This window comes from Paenibacillus mucilaginosus 3016, assembly GCF_000250655.1.
Lineage (GTDB): Bacteria > Bacillota > Bacilli > Paenibacillales > NBRC-103111 > Paenibacillus_G > Paenibacillus_G mucilaginosus.
The window spans coordinates 3313302-3329951 of record NC_016935.1 but is presented as its reverse complement, the minus strand read 5'-3'; the positions used below and the strand labels follow the sequence as shown (position 1 = coordinate 3329951).

Annotated in this window: 19 protein-coding genes; 7 read left to right on the top strand and 12 right to left on the bottom strand. The window is 60.3% G+C overall.

All coding sequences use genetic code 11. From position 1 onward, the window contains the following. The first annotated feature begins 208 nt into the window (after positions 1-208). The 3 genes from PM3016_RS14290 (at position 209) to PM3016_RS39645 (ending at position 3112) form a co-directional block, all read left to right on the top strand. Positions 209-901, top strand: coding sequence for a response regulator transcription factor (locus PM3016_RS14290; protein ID WP_014369975.1), 693 nt, complete (start codon positions 209-211; stop codon positions 899-901). Beyond that, positions 879-2024: a hypothetical protein gene (locus tag PM3016_RS39650; RefSeq protein WP_238540512.1), complete on the top strand. Its 1146-nt coding sequence runs from the start codon at positions 879-881 to the stop codon at positions 2022-2024. Before PM3016_RS14290 ends, PM3016_RS39650 begins: the two co-directional genes overlap by 23 nt. Positions 2025-2125: 101 nt before the next feature. Continuing rightward, positions 2126-3112, top strand: a complete 987-nt coding sequence (locus PM3016_RS39645; RefSeq protein WP_238540511.1) for a HAMP domain-containing sensor histidine kinase — start codon at positions 2126-2128, stop codon at positions 3110-3112. Positions 3113-3227: 115 nt separating this feature from the next. Here PM3016_RS39645 and PM3016_RS14280 read toward each other — a convergent pair whose 3' ends face one another. Next, positions 3228-3572, bottom strand: coding sequence for a hypothetical protein (locus PM3016_RS14280; RefSeq protein ID WP_014650735.1), 345 nt, complete (start codon positions 3570-3572; stop codon positions 3228-3230). Positions 3573-3824: 252 nt separating this feature from the next. Between PM3016_RS14280 and PM3016_RS14275 the strand changes: the two genes are divergently transcribed. Continuing rightward, positions 3825-4004 carry a hypothetical protein gene (locus tag PM3016_RS14275; RefSeq protein ID WP_013916345.1) on the top strand — a complete coding sequence of 60 codons (180 nt, stop codon included), beginning with the start codon at positions 3825-3827 and terminating at the stop codon, positions 4002-4004. 128 nt (positions 4005-4132) lie between these two features. Here PM3016_RS14275 and mreB read toward each other — a convergent pair whose 3' ends face one another. Then, complete coding sequence (gene mreB, locus PM3016_RS14270) at positions 4133-5209, bottom strand: rod shape-determining protein (RefSeq protein ID WP_013916344.1); 1077 nt, start codon at positions 5207-5209, stop codon at positions 4133-4135. 498 nt (positions 5210-5707) lie between these two features. Here mreB and PM3016_RS14260 point away from each other — a divergent pair, with 498 nt between their 5' ends. Together PM3016_RS14260 and PM3016_RS14255 are read left to right on the top strand one after the other, a co-directional pair. Further along, positions 5708-6052 (top strand): hypothetical protein, encoded by a 345-nt coding sequence (locus PM3016_RS14260; protein ID WP_013916342.1) that lies wholly within the window; start codon positions 5708-5710, stop codon positions 6050-6052. Continuing rightward, positions 6039-6506, top strand: coding sequence for a type II toxin-antitoxin system VapC family toxin (locus tag PM3016_RS14255; protein WP_013916341.1), 468 nt, complete (start codon positions 6039-6041; stop codon positions 6504-6506). Before PM3016_RS14260 ends, PM3016_RS14255 begins: the two co-directional genes overlap by 14 nt. Positions 6507-6781: 275 nt before the next feature. Here PM3016_RS14255 and PM3016_RS14250 read toward each other — a convergent pair whose 3' ends face one another. The 8 genes from PM3016_RS14250 to PM3016_RS14215 all read right to left on the bottom strand — a co-directional run bounded on the left by PM3016_RS14250 (position 6782) and on the right by PM3016_RS14215 (position 14153). Further along, positions 6782-7246 (bottom strand): GNAT family N-acetyltransferase, encoded by a 465-nt coding sequence (locus PM3016_RS14250; protein ID WP_013916340.1) that lies wholly within the window; start codon positions 7244-7246, stop codon positions 6782-6784. Further along, entirely contained in the window at positions 7243-7701 is a 459-nt protein-coding gene (locus PM3016_RS14245) for a DUF962 domain-containing protein (protein WP_014369973.1), read from the bottom strand. The genes PM3016_RS14250 and PM3016_RS14245 overlap by 4 nt, the downstream gene beginning before the upstream one ends. 104 nt (positions 7702-7805) lie before the next feature. Next, complete coding sequence (locus tag PM3016_RS14240; RefSeq protein ID WP_013916338.1) at positions 7806-8624, bottom strand: inositol monophosphatase family protein; 819 nt, start codon at positions 8622-8624, stop codon at positions 7806-7808. Then, entirely contained in the window at positions 8625-9230 is a 606-nt protein-coding gene (locus PM3016_RS14235; protein WP_013916337.1) for a DUF2087 domain-containing protein, read from the bottom strand. 285 nt (positions 9231-9515) lie between these two features. Beyond that, complete coding sequence (locus PM3016_RS14230; protein WP_014369972.1) at positions 9516-11105, bottom strand: DUF3889 domain-containing protein; 1590 nt, start codon at positions 11103-11105, stop codon at positions 9516-9518. Between the two features lie 207 nt (positions 11106-11312). Then, on the bottom strand, positions 11313-12107 hold the full coding sequence (locus PM3016_RS14225; protein ID WP_013916334.1) for an ABC transporter ATP-binding protein: 795 nt from the start codon (positions 12105-12107) through the stop codon (positions 11313-11315). Next, entirely contained in the window at positions 12107-13033 is a 927-nt protein-coding gene (locus PM3016_RS14220; RefSeq protein WP_013916333.1) for an ABC transporter permease, read from the bottom strand. The genes PM3016_RS14225 and PM3016_RS14220 overlap by 1 nt, the downstream gene beginning before the upstream one ends. A gap of 70 nt (positions 13034-13103) precedes the next feature. Further along, positions 13104-14153 carry an ABC transporter substrate-binding protein gene (locus tag PM3016_RS14215; protein ID WP_014369971.1) on the bottom strand — a complete coding sequence of 350 codons (1050 nt, stop codon included), beginning with the start codon at positions 14151-14153 and terminating at the stop codon, positions 13104-13106. 230 nt (positions 14154-14383) lie between these two features. Here PM3016_RS14215 and PM3016_RS38655 point away from each other — a divergent pair, with 230 nt between their 5' ends. Next, positions 14384-14554 (top strand): hypothetical protein, encoded by a 171-nt coding sequence (locus tag PM3016_RS38655; RefSeq protein ID WP_013916331.1) that lies wholly within the window; start codon positions 14384-14386, stop codon positions 14552-14554. A 297-nt stretch (positions 14555-14851) separates the two neighbouring features. Here PM3016_RS38655 and PM3016_RS14210 read toward each other — a convergent pair whose 3' ends face one another. Next, positions 14852-15235, bottom strand: a complete 384-nt coding sequence (locus PM3016_RS14210) for a winged helix-turn-helix transcriptional regulator (protein WP_013916330.1) — start codon at positions 15233-15235, stop codon at positions 14852-14854. A 30-nt stretch (positions 15236-15265) separates the two neighbouring features. Further along, entirely contained in the window at positions 15266-16513 is a 1248-nt protein-coding gene (gene chrA, locus PM3016_RS14205; RefSeq protein ID WP_014369970.1) for a chromate efflux transporter, read from the bottom strand. Between the last annotated feature and the right edge of the window lie 137 nt (positions 16514-16650).

The window sequence follows — 16650 nt, the reverse complement described above, 5'->3', positions numbered from 1 at the left end:
TTGGTTTCATACGCCATTTTACCATGGAAGTTCCATTTTTGTAGCCCACATCTTCTCTTTCTTGATATACTTAAGAAATTTGTAAGAGATTTGTAGAGTATGTTGTCATTCCCTTCTGATAAGCTCACTACTGTCCACCTTCCCGGTATGGGAGACGGAGGCAAGGGCTATAAATCCATACCATGAAACAAGGCAGGTTGAACCCCCTATGCAAACCTATAATGTGCTGGTAGCCGACGACGAGCCCGAGATTGCCGAAGCGATCGAAATCTACCTGCGGGCCGAGAACATGAACGTGCTCAAGGCATCGGACGGTCTCGAAGCGCTGCGGATCCTCGAGGAAGTAGACATCCATCTGCTCATCCTTGATGTCATGATGCCGAGGCTCGACGGAATCAAGACGACGCACCGCATCCGGGAGCAGCGCAGCATCCCCATCCTCATGCTCTCCGCCAAGTCCGAAGACACGGATAAGATTCTCGGGCTCAACGTCGGAGCGGACGATTACCTGACGAAACCGTTCAATCCGATGGAGCTCGTCGCCCGGGTCAAGTCGCAGCTTCGGCGGTATACCCTCTTCGGCAGCTACCAGGCGCAGGACAATGAGATCCGCGTCCGCGGACTCGTGCTAAATCAAGCGTCAAAGACGGTGTCCGTGGAGGGCGAAGAAGTGCGGCTGACGGCAACGGAGTACAAAATCCTCGAGCTGCTCATGCTGCATAAAGGACGGGTCTTCTCCATCGAGGAGATCTATGAGAAGGTATGGAAGGAACCGTACTTCCAGGCTGAGAATACGGTCGCCGTCCATGTGCGGCGCATCCGAGAGAAGATCGAGATCAACCCGAAGGAACCCGAATATCTGAAGGTGGTGTGGGGCATTGGCTACAAGATGGAAAAGTAAGCGGCTGGCGTTCACCGCCTGGATGCTGCTGATCGGTCTGACAGCGGTATCCCTGGTGACGGCAGGCGATATCTGGACGCACCGGGCGTTCCTGAAGGACAACTACTACTTCGAGAGCCCGGCCTTCCAGGAGCAGCTCTGCGCGCATACGAATCTGATCCAGTTCATGCACGGGGAAAACCGGGATTATATGAAGTTAACCGATGAACAAAAGGTGGGGAAAGAAAGGCTGGCCGCGTGGGATGCTTCCTATGCAGCCATGCTGAAAAGAAGCCAGCTCCGCATCCAGACTGAACACAGCGAACGGCTGGAGCAGGCGGTACAGCAGGGCCAAGGCCCCGAGGAGCTGGCTCGCATCCGGCTGGAGCAGCAGCAGGATCTTGCGAAGGCGGAAGCCGATGTGGCCGCCTTGAAGCCGAAGCGGATGGCGGAGTTTGTGGCTTACCGTGACAAGCAGTATCAGGAGGCGGAGCTTGATCTGCGTAAGCGGGCTGGGTCGGTTCAGTATTACATCCGGGATAAGAGCCAGGGTGAGAATTTCACGACTTATACCAATATCCAGTACACGCCCATCGAGTCCAATTTGAAAGACGAAGCCCTTTACTGGCTGAAGCTGCCTCAGACGTTTCCGACGGAGAGTGAGTATGAACGCACTCTAAACCAGTATTTCCAGGAGAAGCAGTGGGAAGGCTTTCTGATTGTTCCTCTCGAACCAAAGGGATTCTCTCAGATCCATCGGGACGCGGTATACTACAGTTCGATTCAGGACCGGATCGTCATTGAGCTGGGGCTGTTGGCAGCATGCCTGATGGGTATGGTGCTTCTGGGGTACTTTTTGTACAGGGTCAAAACGGCCTTGGGTTCGACCCTTCCGTGGCGGATGACGGGTTGGATAAGTCAATTGCCGTTGGATGCAAGGCTTGCTCTGTTTCTGGCTGGCGGCCTCACCACGATCGGATTAATTGATGAGATTGCCGTGTTCACGGTGCCTCCTCATCCGTCGCAACTGCTGTTATTACTTCTGCTGGCCTTGATCCTGGGCGCCTGCTTCTGCTGCTTCGTGATGCGGGGCGGCTCGCCAAGGAGCCTGGGTCAATCAGAGCGGAGTGGGAGAAAAGTATAGCGAGGCGAGTGCGGGGGAAGCTGGCGGACCGGACGGCGCACCGCAGTATGACGTTTAAGGCTAGTTTGGTCTTTACTGCAACGGTGGTCTTGGGAGGCGTATTGGGCATATTCTTGTATCACGATGCGTTGATATACGACGTTCCTTTTGAAATTACTCTCATCGTTCTTGCCTATACCCTGCTCTACTGCCTCACCGTCGTCCCCTACGTTCTGCGCCGAATCCGCACCCTCGACACCATCCTGGCAGGCGTATCGCGCATGACCGAAGGACAGATCCACGTGGCCCTTCCGGAGAAAGGCCGGGGCAGCCTGTACCGACTGGCCCACGGCATCAACAACATGCGGGAAGGCCTGCAGACCGCGCTCGAGTCGCGGATGAAGAGCGAGCGCATGAAGACCGAGCTTATCACGAATGTCTCCCATGACCTGAAGACACCGCTGACCTCCATCATCAACTATGTCGATCTGCTCAAATCACCCGAGCTGACGGAGGAGGCACGCAGGGACTATGTGGGTGTGCTGGACCGCAAGGCCCAGCGGCTGAAGGCGCTGATCGACGACCTGTTCGAGGCTTCCAAGATGGCCAGCGGTGCGGTCGAGCTCCAGGTCGAGCACGTCAACGTCTCTGCCCTGCTCCAGCAGGCGCTAGCCGAATTCGAGGACAGCTTGGCCGCCTCGTCCCTCACCTTCCGCGTCCAGGTGGATCAGCCGCAGATGATGGCCTCCCTCGACGGCCGGAAGACGTGGCGCGTCTTCGAGAACCTTATCGGCAATGCGGTCAAGTACGCTCTCCCGCAGACGCGGATCTACGTTACACTGACCCGGAGGCCGGCGGACATCCTGCTGACGGTGAAGAATGTATCGGCGTACGAGTTCGAAGGCGAAGCCCAGGAGCTCGCCGAACGCTTCAAGCGCGGGGACGCTTCCAGGCATACCGAAGGCTCAGGTCTCGGGCTCGCGATTGCCAAGAGCATCGTGGAGCTGCAGGGAGGGGAGCTGGGGATTGAGGTTGACGGCGATATCTTCAAGGTTACCGCGAGCTTCCCGGGTCTGCCTCTCAGTAAGGGGATTCCGGAGGCAGGATAGGGCCTGCACGAGGCATCCCTGCATTAAAGTCCCATAAATCCAAAACCGGCGTTCCCCTCTATGCGGGGAGCGCCGGTTTTAGGTTTATATGAAGAACATGCGGCCGCGCGCCTAGCTACCAGGCAGCCAGGTGCCGCTGCAGCGCACTGAGCGGCTCAATGATTCGTGCCCCCTGGCCCTGCAGCTTTCGCGCCGCATCCGCCATCGACAGCTGGGCGGCGGCGACAGGCACGGCGGGGTCCGCCGCCGTCAGTCCGGCCAGAAACGCGCAGGTCTCTTCGGCATAGCGCGCTTCCCTGCCCTGCAGCAGATGCTCGAACAGGCTGGCATCCGCCACGACGGCTTCGGCACGAAGTGGGATGCCCTGTGCCTCCGCATAGGCTTCGAGCCGCTTCATCGTCCCCTGGACGGTGGCCGGATTCGTGAAGGCAATGCGGCATGCTCCCCCGCTCTCCGCCACCTCCCGGAACCAGGGTTCGTCAATGGCGATGACCTCGGCACCGACGCCCTCCAGCCTTGTTCTGTCCAGCTTCGCCAGCTCGGCGATATAGTTCGTGCACGTGACGAGAATCGCGTCGGCCCCGCAGCCGGCGATCCACTCCAGCTGACCGGTGAGCCGCTCCTGCAGCTCGGTCGCGGTCCCCAGGGTTTCCAGCGGACCGTGCTTCTCCTCCTGCCTGGTCAGCCAGTGAATCAGCCCCGGATCGACGAAATGCAGGAAGCCGAAGGACGCTTCATCGAAGGTTCCTTCAAAAAAACGGATGTTGGAATGGTGGGCATGCAGGCACCCGATCAGACGTTTGGCAGCGATAAGAATCCCTTCTTTCGTGAACAGTCCCAGGGTGAAGGCGTTTTTGACCGATGCACCATCTGGATATTCTTTACATCATAGCCTGCCCTGGCCCGAAGCGTCAACCGCTGCCGCATCATACCGGTCCAGCGCAGCCGAGCCGGCTGGCCCCGCTCAAAAACAAAGCAAGGACCCCGCCACGCCGGACGGAATCCTTGCTCCCTTACGCCCTACGCCTCCTGGCGGAGGCGTTCGTCTTCTCTCTCCACTGCCGCCGCACTCTCGCGGTAGCCCGGCAGGCCTGTGCCCATCCGCCGCTCCCGGCGGTAGTCGAGCATCATGCCCGCACCGAGCGCAGTGCAGTCGAGCGGCTCGGCTGCGATATGCACCGGGACGCCGGTCTCCGCCTGAATGCGCCGGTCGAGCCCGTGGAGCAGCGCCCCGCCGCCGCACAGCAGCATGCCGCGCTCGACGACATCGCCCGCCAGCTCCGGCGGGCAGTGCTCCAGCGTATAACGGATCGCTTCGAAGATCACCGACAGGAAATCGTCGAACAGCCCGCGGATCTCCCCCGAGGTTATGCGCACCGCACGGGGCAGGCCGTCGATCAGATCCCGGCCGCGGATGTCGATGGAGAGCTCCTCCGGCAGCTCCACCGCCGAGCCGATCCGCATCTTGATCTCCTCGGCCGTACGGTCGCCGATCGCGAGGCTGTAGGTCTTTTTGACGTACTCGATAATGTCCTTGTCGATCGACATCCCCGCACGCCGCACGGTGTGGCTGACGACGATGCCGCCCAGCGACAGCACCGCCACCTGGCTGGTGCCCCCGCCGATATCGAGCACGAGCGAGCCGATCGGCTCGTCCACCGGCATGCCTGCGCCAAGCGCCGCCGCCAGCGGCTCCTCGACGGCCACGGCCTTCTTGGCCCCCTTGTGGACCATCGTCTCCTCGACCGCCCGCTTCTGCACGCTCGTGATGCCGCAAGGCACCGAGATATACACCTGCGAGCCGCGCAGCCACCGGCGCCGCCCTTCAATCTTGCGGATGAACAGCTGCAGCATCTGCGACGTCATGTCGAAGTTCGCGATCACCCCGTTCGTCAGCGGATAGACGATCTCAAGCGACTCGGGCGTACGTCCGATCATCGCCTGCGCTTCGGTGCCGACCGCCACAATCTCGCCCGTATCCTGGCGGATCGCCACCACGGACGGCTCTCTAAGCACAATTCCCCTCCCCTGCTGATAGATCACCGTATTCGATGTCCCCAAGTCAATGCCATAAAAAATATCAAAGCGTCCCAGCACGCTTATCTCCTCCTTTTCCCTCTTCAGGACCGAGGTTCATCGGCGCCAAGGCAGCCTTCCCTTAACCCTATCTTCAGCCGACTCCCCTGCCGGCCCGTGCCCCGTGAAGCCCTGCAGTCCGCAAGCACTTCAGGATGGAGCCTGATGGCAGTCTTCCTGCTGTTATGTACCGTGGAAACCGTGCGCTGCTTGACGCTTACACAGCTGTTCATGCGGATTACCCCAGCTGCACTGCCCCTGATTCCGGGAGCAGTGCTCTATAGCATTCTGAGCGGCTTTCGGATTTACGGGGGCATGCTGCGAGAAAGTCATCCTCTGTCCTCTTTTGTTTAAACTGGGGGGGATGCGGTTAAGTAACTATGTTATAATGAGACTGTTCCGTCTTTTCCGACAAAAACCCCCATAAATTTGCAGCTTTGCGTCGAAAGTTATAAGACGTCGGCAGGACAAAACAACAAGAAATCGATTGAAACTACTGGAGTTTGGAAGGTGACGCCCATGAGCAATTCCAAAGATCTGCTGCAAAGCAAGCTGAAGGCTTGGAAGAGCGCCGCAACTTCGCTGATCTCTTCCCCCGAAGGCGAAACGGAAATCAACAGCCATGTCATTGAGCTCGAGCCCGAATATTATGAGAAGTGCCGGCAGATGGCCGAAGCCCAGCATACGACGGTCAGCGGTGCCGTCCATTATATGATCGAGCAGTTTTTTGCGGTGCGCAGCCACGAGGTGATGTTCCAGGCTACGGTGGAGCAGAAGGAGAAGAATCCGCTGCTGCAGCTTGATGCACTGACCAAACGCAGAGACCGGCGGACAGAGGAGGCTGAAGAATATGAGCGTACTTGATACGGATGGACTCGGCCAGACCGTCTTCCTCGAGCAGTCCGCCCTGATGGCGTTCATGAATCCGGAGGACCCGTACTATCTCAAGGCCCGGACGCTGTTCTACGATATGGATGATATGGACCGGCGGCTCGCTACGACGAACTATGTCGTGTTCGAGACCCACCAGTGGCTTCGCAATCATTTTGATTATTCGGATGCCCAGATTTTCCTGAACACGATGGACAAAGCGGCCCAGAAGGGCGTGCTCACGATCATTCCAAGCTCCCCCGAGCTTGAGCAGGAGGCCAAGCGTCTCATCATCGACTTCCCGAACTACCAGTTCTCGCTGAGCGAAGCGCTGACGGCGGTTGTGATGCTCTCCTACCAGATGAAGCGGATCTTCACCTTCAACCCGAATTATTCGTTCCTCCCGAAGATGGACCGCGAGATCAAAGTGCTCCCGAGCATGTGGTAAAAAGCGGAGCTGAATCCCGGGCACGCAATGAATCGCTTACATAAGGTTCCGCTCCGGAACCGCAGACGGCCGGCTTACCCTCAGGTAGGCCGGCTTGTTTGACGTGGAGCCGGCATGCCTTGCGCGGTATGGCGGCTCCACCATGGAGGCTGGCCGGCAGCTGGAGCCGTGCCTCGGAATCGACGTTTCCGGGCGCTGCCCACCTGTGCCGCTTGCATGCCGGCCGGTCCACTAAGGAACTCCTGATCCCGTCCGGATTCCAGTCTCTCTTGCTATCAGGCGGGCGGGTGCGCCGCGGGCTGAATCGTTTTTTTCAGATAATACCTCTGGTACCCTTCCGGAAAGCCGTCCAGCACCCCGAAGACCTCGAAGCCCATCTTACGGTAGAACTCCGGCGCCTGGAAGCTGAACGTATCAAGATGCATGAGCCGGCAGCCCCGCAGCCTGGCCGCCTCTTCCGCTGCGGCAAGCAGACGGCCTCCCAGGCCCTGCCCGCGGTATTTCTCGTCCACCCACAGAATCTCGACGAATAACGCATACCGGTACGTCCGGCCGAGCAGCCCGCCGGCCAGCGTGCCGTCCTCCTCCTTCAGCAGGAAGTTCAGCGATTCGGACGGTACGTCGAAGGCGCTCGGTGCCGTAAGCTGATTGAACAGTCTGAGCTGGGCACGCACCGTTGACGCCTCTTCTTCCGTCCACCGGTCCGTCAAGAGGGGCAGAGATTCCCGCTCCGTTGTCATATGAGTTCCTCCCCTTTCTCCTGCATGTCGACAAGCCCTGCCGCTTCCTTCTCCCAGTGCCGCAGCACGCTGCGCCCGGTTCCGAGCTCATACGTGCGGACGAAAAACCATGCAAAGCCCGCATAGAATCCCAGCATCGGATGTCGGAAGGAAGCAGGCTTGTTCTTCTCGAAGCCAAAGTGACCTGTCCAGGACAGGATATAATGAGCCGCTGCGAACACCAGCGTCATACGCCAATCGAAGAAAAGGAAGATCCAGCCGAAGAAGGCGGCCAGAAACGCTCCGTAATGCAGTCGCAGGTTCCAAGGGTGCCGGTGAGCCCGCAGGTATCGTACGACGTCCGCTTTCACACGTGCAGCCGGGCTTCCTGCAGGTACATCCGTTTCCTTATGTGCGGCCGGTATCCCCGGTACGGACACCCGGTGTCCCTTCCTTAAAGACGGAATCCTCCTCATATCTATGGCTCCTTCGTTCCACGCTGCAGCGCACATCCTTTCCCTTCGGCCTACAGCCTGCAGTGTCCTCCGAGCTGCGGATCAACGTCCCGGCACGCCTGTGATTAGTGCGGCAGTCCCCTGCCGGCTTCCATCCCCCGGCGCACCAGCTCCAGCAGCTCCTCCAGCCGGTCCGGCGCACAGGCAACCAGATACGGCTCAGGGTTCATCCCTTCGAACGGAAGGCCTTCAAAGTCGGTGACGGCCGCTCCGGCTTCCTTGGCCAGCAGCACCCCGGCATACAGGTCGTCGCCTTCCGAGTTATACAGCACAATGCCGTCGAGGTCGCCCCTCGCCAGCATGCTCCACTGCAGGGCCGGCGCCCACAGGGGCAGCACCCGCTTCGAATTCTCTTCGAGGTGCCGCTTGAGTGCGGCCGCCCGCCCTCTCCGGCCTACGTGATGTCCCTGGATCCAGGCCAGCGTCAGCTTCGGCGTGGGCCGTCCCGTCTTGGCCGTCAGCGGCAGCCCGTTCATCGTGGCGCCCTTCCCTCTCTCGGCCACGTACAGATTGCCGAGGTGCGAATCATAGATCACGCCGAGCACCGGCTCCTTGCGGTACAGCAGCGTGATCGATACGCCGTAAGCGGCGAGCCCGATCGCATAGTTGTTCGTGCCGTCGAGCGGATCGACCAGCCAGAGCCAGTCGCCCTCCACCCCCGACCAGCCGCTCTCTTCGCTGCGGACCTGATGCTCCGGGAAGGCGGCGTTCAGCCGGCTCAGGATCTCCCGTTCTGCGAGCAGGTCGACGGCCGTTACGAGATCGCCTTCACTGCCCTTGGCGAGAATCTCCTTCTCCTGGTCAAAATACTCCTTCGCCAGTCTTCCGGCGGCTTCCGCCGCTTCGGCCGCCACTTCCCTTGCCTTCTTCAACAGTTCCTGCATCTACCTGACTTCCTCCCACTTCGTCCACATTTCTTCCGGATTCAGCTCATACACATCCTTCTCACGGAACATAAAGTGATGCATGATGAATTCCCGCCGGATGGTTGCAAAATCCTCATGATATTCCCGGATCACCTCGTTCAGCTCCCGCTCCGCATAAGCACGGCCGGGCTCCAGGCTGCGGGCAATCCGTTCCAGTGCGATCAGCTTCTTCTTGTACTGGGCGGGGATCCGGATCAGCCTGCCTTCTTTAGTAAAAAAATGCTTGAACACGGATGCTTGTAACTTCTCGTTCACCATGGATAATTCCTCCTTTTCGGCGCTGGGATTCCGGAAGATGAGATCGAGTGAAGCCTGGGCGTGCTCTCTCAGAAAATACTCGCTCAGGGAGAAATAAATCGTGTTCTTCTCCCGGCGTTCCCGCAGCAGCGCGGCCTCCCGCAGCTTGGCCGCATGGTGCGTCACCGTTGCTGGAGCGAGATGCAGCCGCTCCGCCAGCTGCTGGCCGCTGCATTCCCCCTGGGCGAGCAGGATCAGCATGCGGAAGCGGGTCGGATCAGCCAGCGCTTTGTGATATGTGACGATCTTATCCAACTGTACAGGCATCGTCAGCCACCTCTTTCGTCATTTATCTAATTAGATAATAATCTAAATTAAAGTCGCCCGCAATAGGCATACAAAAAAAACACCCGGCCTCGCCTGTATAGGCGCTGCCGGGTTTCTGGTGCTCGTTCCATGCGCCTACTGGACCAGTTCGCGATCATGGTCGCATGTCGGTGCGGACTCATGCCGGAGGCTGGTGTCTGAACCGGTCAAGTCGGCATAAAGCGGAAGAGCCGGGCTGGTTTTGGTCGGTTCGGGTGCTTTGGACGAACCAGCACTTTGCTTGCCTCAGCGATCCGTTTCCTCGAAGGTCACCGACTTCAACTGCTCGGTCGAAGTCTCCCAGCGTACATGGACGATCACGCCGAAGCCTCGGCCTCCCTTCACCACCCAAAGCTTGAACGTGTCTTCCGTCAGATTCGGGCCCGCTTCCTTGCGGCCGACATACAGGTAATCGTGAATCTCGGCACCGTATTTCTTCGCCGTCTCCTGCATGGCGATCCGTCCCCATGGGGCGTAGGACGGCACGCCCGCCCCGAAGGTAGCCGTCATCTGAACGGCCGCACGGCCTGCAGCCGCCGGCTGCGGGTCATACCAAGCGAGCGCCCAGCTCCAGTCGAAATGCTCATAGTAGCTCGAGCCCGCTGCGAGCCCTTTGATGTAAGGAACAGCTTCGGCACCGGAGGCATCCGCGATCCAGACGTCCGCTTCCTTGCGGTCCGACCGCACCCAGGTCAGCTTGCCCGATCGCCTGACATAGTAGGGCTGGAAGTCTCCCGACCCTTCCGGCGGGCTCGTGAGCTGTTGCCCTGCGTCCGGTCCAGCGGCCGCCGCGGGAATCCGGTAGAGCACGGGCAGCGGCCGCAGGCGCTCCTCGGTCTCCCAGTCGCTCTCCTTGGAACGGGAGACGGCCAGCATCTTGTCATCGAGCCAGGTGAAGCCCCGGTCCGCATAGCCTGGCGGCGTATACCCACCCGTGCGGAACGCCCCCGCCTCCCGGATTTGCAGCTTCTTGTTCTGGGTCACGAGCCGGCCTTCGCCTTCGATGTAGGCCAGCTTCTCGGCTTTGGGCGCCCAGCGGAACCACGATTCGTAGCCCAGCATGGGTCCCAGCCTGCGGAAGGTGCGGCCATCGGCCGAAAGCAGGCACAGCGTATTGCTGTCAGCCGATAAGGAAGCGGTCGGCCTGGCGATGAAGGAGATCCAGCGTCGGTCCGGCGACCACTTGAAGGTGCTCGTGCCGATCGCGAAGAAATCCTCGCTCTGCAGAGGCAGCGTAAACAGATGCTTCGGCTTGGACGGCTCCGCGCCGCTGCGCAGGGCCACCGTGTACAGCTCGACCGCGTTCCATCCCGCCGGGTTCAGCTGTGCCGCGGAGGAGATCAGGAAGCCGCTGCCGTCCGGCAGCCAGGCATAGTTGCCTACGCCGACCGCCTCGCTGGTGAAGCTGCCCGCTCCGCTGAGGCCCATCTCGACCGTACCGAGCACCGTCTCGAGCTGAAGGGCCAGGACGCTGCGCACGGGTGACCAGCGGTAATTCGCCCCGCCTTGGACGGGAAGCTGCTCATGGCGGTCGGTCTCCAAGGAGTAGACCCAAATCTCGCTCTGCGGCGCTTCAGCGGAAGCCCGGCGGGTATAAGCCACATACCGTCCGTCCTCGGACCACCGCGGCGTATCCGCCAATCCCTCCGCCGTCAATTCCCTCTCCTGGCCGTTCATCTTCAGCCAGAGATGCCCGCTTCGCACGAAAGCGGCCTTCGGCTCTTCCTTCGGCAGCGCCGGACGTCCGTGAACTACAGTGCTGTGCAGCCAGGTCCCGCACAGCAGCACAGCCGCCAAGCCGGCGGTTCGGATTCTTTTGAAATGGTAGTGCAACATGTTCGGAGGCTCCCTTCGTTATGACCCTACTCAGACTTGGATAGGATTAGCATGGCCTCCTGCCAATGGATTATGTGAAAGAATGAAGCAGCCTTCGAAGCAGCCGTTGACAGGATCGCTGCGGCGCTCTTCCATTCTTATATTTCGAAAAAAACCACCGTACTCCGCTTCGGCGCGGTACGGTGGTTTTGCAGAAAGAGTCCTTTTTTAGCCCAAGACAACCCGGTCGTCCGCCAGCTTCTCACCGCGGATCCGTTCGAATTCCTTCAGCAGGCCTTCGACGGTCAGTCCGCTCTTCTTCTCCGGCGGCACGTCGAGGATGATCGAGCCCTTGTCCATCATGATGAGGCGGTTGCCGAGCCGGATCGCCTGCTCCATGTTGTGGGTGACCATCAGCGTGGTAAGCTTCATCTCCGAGACGATGGATTCCGTCAGCGTGGTAATGAGCTCCGCACGGGACGGGTCCAGGGCTGCCGTATGCTCGTCGAGCAGCAGGATGCGCGGCCGCGTGAACGTCGCCATGAGCAGACTGAGCGCCTGGCGCTCCCCGCCGGAGAGCAGTCCGACCTTGGCGTTCAGCCGCTTGTCGAGGCCGATACCGAGCCGCCACAGCTGCTCGCGGAAGAACTTGCGCTTGCTCCCGGTGACGCCGATGGAGAGTCCTCTGGGCTTGCTTCGCGAATACGCGAGCGCCAGGTTCTCCTCGATTGTCATGGTAGGCGCCGTACCGGCCATCGGGTCCTGGAAGACCCGGCCGATCCACTGGCTGCGGCGATGCTCCGGCAGGCCTTCAACCGCCTTCCCTTCGATCTGCACGCTGCCGAGATCCGGCGTCATGACACCCGAGATGAGGTTCATCAGGGTCGATTTGCCTGCCCCGTTGGACCCGATCACAGTTACGAAGTCGCCTTCGTTCAGATGCAGGTTAATGCGGGACAGCGCCACCTTCTCATCCGGGGTGCCCGGGTTGAACAGCTTTGTTACATTCTCGATTCTCAGCATTACCGTACACCTCCCTGGGAGCTCTGGGCGGCGGCCGTACGCTCGATCTCCGCAGCCCGCTTGCGGATGAACGTCCGCTGCCGGATGGATGCACGGATCTTCGGAATCGTCAGTGCCGCGATTACGATCAGCGCCGTCATCAGCTTCATGTCGGACGCTTCCAGTCCGATCTGCAGCGCCAGCGCGACGATCAGGCGGTAGACGATGGCACCGAGCAGCACCGCCAAGGTCGCCCGGATAATCGTCCGCGCGCCGAACAGCGCTTCGCCGATGATGACGGAGGCCAGACCGATGACGATCATCCCGATCCCCATGTTAACGTCGGCAAATTCCGAATACTGGGTGATGAGCGCACCGGAGAGCGCAACCAGGCCGTTCGAGAGAGACACGCCCACAATAATCGTGTTGTCCGTATGGACCCCGAAGCTGCGGACCATGCGCGGGTTGTCCCCGGTGGCACGCAGTGCCAGGCCAAGATCCGTATGCAGGAACCAGTCCAGCGCGAATTTGATCAGCACGACCACAATACCCACTGTAGGAATAATCCAGTGCTTCGGCACATCACTGAGCAGCGATTCGGTACCGAACAGGGAAATGTTCGCTTTCTTGTCCATGACCCGCAGGTTGATCGAATACAGCGCTATCATCATGAGAATCCCCGACAGCAGCGCGTTAATCTTACCCTTGGTGTGCAGCAGGCCCGTGCAGGCGCCGACGATCATGCCGCCTGCAAAGGCAGCCGCCGTTGCAAGAAGTGGAGGCGTGCCTCCGGTGATCAGTACGGCCGCGATGGCGCCGCCCGTCGTGAAGCTGCCATCGACCGTAAGGTCGGGAAAATCCAGAATCCGGTAGGTAATGTAGACGCCAAGCGCCATCAAGGCATAGAGCAGACCCAGCTCTCCGGAGCCTTCGATAATGTCCAACATGTAGGTTTCCCCCTATAAAGAATGAAGAGTGACCTTGGCACCAACGCTAAGGTCACTCCGTCTGACGTTCTTATTTCGCCGAACCGCTGAGCAGGTTCTTCGGATCCTGTACCTTGCCCTTCAGCGCGTCGGTAATCTCTACGCCCTGCGCCTTGGCGGCATCCAGGTTGATGATGAGATCGAGCTTGTCCGGATAGGTGACTTTCATGTCGCCCGGCTTCGCGCCGTTCTTCAGAATCTCAACCGCCATCTTGCCCGCCTGGTAGCCGTGGTCATAGTACTTGAAGCCGTACGTGGCCGTAGCGCCTCTCTCCACGGTATCCCGGTCTGAGGAGAAGAGCGGAATCTTCTTGTCGTTGGCTACCTTGATCATGGTATCCACCGCGCTGACAACCGTGTTGTCGAGGGTGATGTAGAACGCATCGACCTTGCCGGCCAGGGAATCCGCCGCCTGCTTCACTTCGGAAGAGTTCGTGACAGCCGCCTTGAGCACCTTGATATTATGTTTGGCCAGTGCCGTCTCGGCGTTCTTCGCCATCACGGCCGCATTCGGCTCGCCCTCGTTCAGGACGATCCCGACCGTCTTCACCTTCGGGAAGTCGGAGGCGATCAGATCCATGAGCTTCGGCACGGCATCCGGATGCGTGTCCGCCGCTCCGGTCACGTTCCCGCCCGGCTTGTCGAGGCTCTTCACGAGCTTGGCTCCCACTGGATCGGTAATCGCTGCGAAGAGCACGGGAGCGTCCTTCACGCTTTGCACGGCCGCCAGTGCGGACGGCGTAGCAATGGCCAGTACGAGATCCTTCTTATCCGATGCGAACTTCTGGGCGATCGTCAGGTTATTGGTTGAATCGCCCTGGGCGTTCTGGTAATCTACCTGAAGGTTGTCCTTCTCTACCAATCCGCTGTCCTTCAGCGCCGCCAGGAACCCTTCACGGGTCGCGTTGAGCGAAGGATGCTCGACGATCTGGGTGATGCCGATCTTATAGACCTTCTTCTCGGTGGCTGCCGGTGCCGTCCCGCCGGTGCTGTTGCCGGAAGCCGGGGTTTCCTTGGATCCACAGCCCGCGAAGATGAGCGGAACCGCAAGAAGGAGAGGGATGAGCTTGAATGGTTTCATAACAATGACCTCCTGCATATGTAGATATAACGGGGTGACCCGTCCGGGAGCGGACAGCGGCCTGCGACCATTCTAAGGGCCTGTCCTGCAAGCAGGAAGAACCTGTCGCTTTTTCTGAATATTTTGTAGAAATTTGCTTTAACGCGGTAATGCTATATTATTACGCCGCTTCACATTCCGTCAATATTTATTTAACCTTTGTTCATTATTGCCAATATAAGGAGTATCCCGTGAAAATCGCCCTGTTTATCCTGCTTTTGCTCCTCTATCCCCTGTTTCTCCGGGCCGTCAAGATCACCGATCTGCGCGCCGTTCCCCTCGTCATCCCGTACCTCCTCGCCTGCCTTGCCATCGTCATTCTCCTATCCGAAGCCGCCCGGTGGATCCTCAAAAAGAAGTAACGTTCATGAGGCAGCCAAGATAAACGGCTTCGCATCCCTTTAGGACGAGGCGCCTTTATACGAGAGATAAGATTAGAGAATCGAGCCCCGGTGAGATCTAAAATGAAAGAAACGTGCTGACGCAAGCAAACCTAACTGATAATAAAAAAGGCGCCCGGCACAGCCGGACACCCTGCGGGACAGGCCCTGCTGCCAGGCAGGCGCTCAGAGCAAATCCCGGTCTTCAACGCCGGGACTTGTTCATATATAGGGGGCTGCAGTCGGCCCAGATCATAAGGGAGCCGCATGGGCTCTCCGTCAGCGACCAGCGTCCTCAGCCGCCCCGTCCCTCGCGGAGAGGCGCTGGTACTTCTCGCCCCAAGCCCGCATCGCCAGGATGATCTCTTCCAGCGTACGGCCTAGATCCGTCAGCGAATACTCCACTCTCGGCGGGATCTCCTGAAACACCTCCCGGCGGATCAGTCCGTCGCTCTCCAGCTCACGGAGCTGGAGGGTCAGCATCCGCTGCGTAATGCCGGGCATGAGGCGGCGGAATTCGTTGAACCTCACGGTGCCTCCGGTCAAATGATAGAGAATGACTCCCTTCCACTTGCCTCCGATGACGTCCAGCGTCGCTTCGACCGGGCAGCCGTAGGCGTTGTCCCCTTGGCAGAGCCCGTAGCCTGCTTTGCGGTTGCGCATCCTTTGTTCCCTCCTAATCTGACCCTGATCTTAGGCACCCGGAAGATAACCCAATCCGCTGCCGAGGAGCGCCCCTGCGATAACGACCACCCACGGCGGCAGCTTCCAGAATTCGAGCATGCCGTACAGCAGCGCCGCAGCGGCAAAATCGGCGGGCCGCAGCACGGCCGTCATCCAGATCGGCTGGTACCAGGCCGCGAGCAGAATGCCCACGACCGCCGCGTTGATGCCGGCCAGCGCCCCCTGTGCCCGCGGGCTGGTCCGCAGGTCCGCCCAGAACGGCAGCGCGCCCAGGATCAGCAGGAACGCCGGCAGGAAGATGGCGAGGGTCGCGACGACGGCCCCCTGCCAGCCCATCGCGGCCGCACCCAGATACGAGGCGAAGGTGAAGAGCGGACCGGGCACCGCCTGGGCGGCGCCATAGCCGGCGAGGAAGGTCTCGCTGTTCATCCACCCGCCCGGGACAAGCTCGCGGTCCAGCAGCGGGAGAACGACGTGGCCGCCGCCGAAGACAAGTGAGCCTGCGCGGTACATGATGTCGAAGAGCGCCAGCGACGGATTGTCGACGGCGGTACGGAGCCAGGGCAGGCCGATCAGGAGGACGAAGAACAGCCCAAGGCTGACCGCCCCCGCTCTCCGGCTCACGGGGATGTGCAGGGAGGCGGGAGCCTCCTGCTGCGCGCCCCCGCTGCGGAAGGCCCAGAGGCCGAACAGCCCCGCCGCCGCGATGAGCGCGACCTGGCTGTAGGGCGCCTGCCACAGCAGCGCGGCCGCTGCAGCGAGCAGGGCCAGCGTCCGCCGGGAGCGGTCCGGCGCCAGCTTGGCGCCCATGCCGATGACGGCCTGGGCGACGACGGCGACCGCCACCAGCTTCAGCCCGTGCAGCCACGGGCTGGAGGCGGCCGCCCCGCCCTGCACCGCGAAGGCGAAGAGCGTCAGGGCCAGCACGGAGGGCAGCGTGAAGCCCAGCCAGGCCGTGAGGGCTCCGGCGATTCCGCCGCGCAGCAGGCCGATACCCATGCCCACCTGGGAGCTGGCGGGCCCCGGCAGGAACTGGCAGAGAGCGACGAGGTCGGCATAGGTGCGCTCGTCGATCCAGCGGCGCCGGACCACGTACTCCTGGCGGAAGTATCCGAGGTGGGCGGCAGGCCCTCCGAACGAGGTCAGCCCGAGGCGCAGGGCGACTGTGAAGAGCTTCCACAGTCCGGGAGAGGCCGGAGCCTCTGCGGGTGAAGACTGCGAATTCGTTTCTTGTTCCGTTTGCGAAGACTGCTGCATATGGGGTGTTAACGCTCCTTCTTTTGGCGGATGATCCTTCCTGACAGCCTGTAGTGAAAGCTTCCTTCTCTCATCTAAGCAAATCGTGTGCCAACTTACAAGTGTTTTTGTCATGAAGCCATGCAGTTATCTGAGGG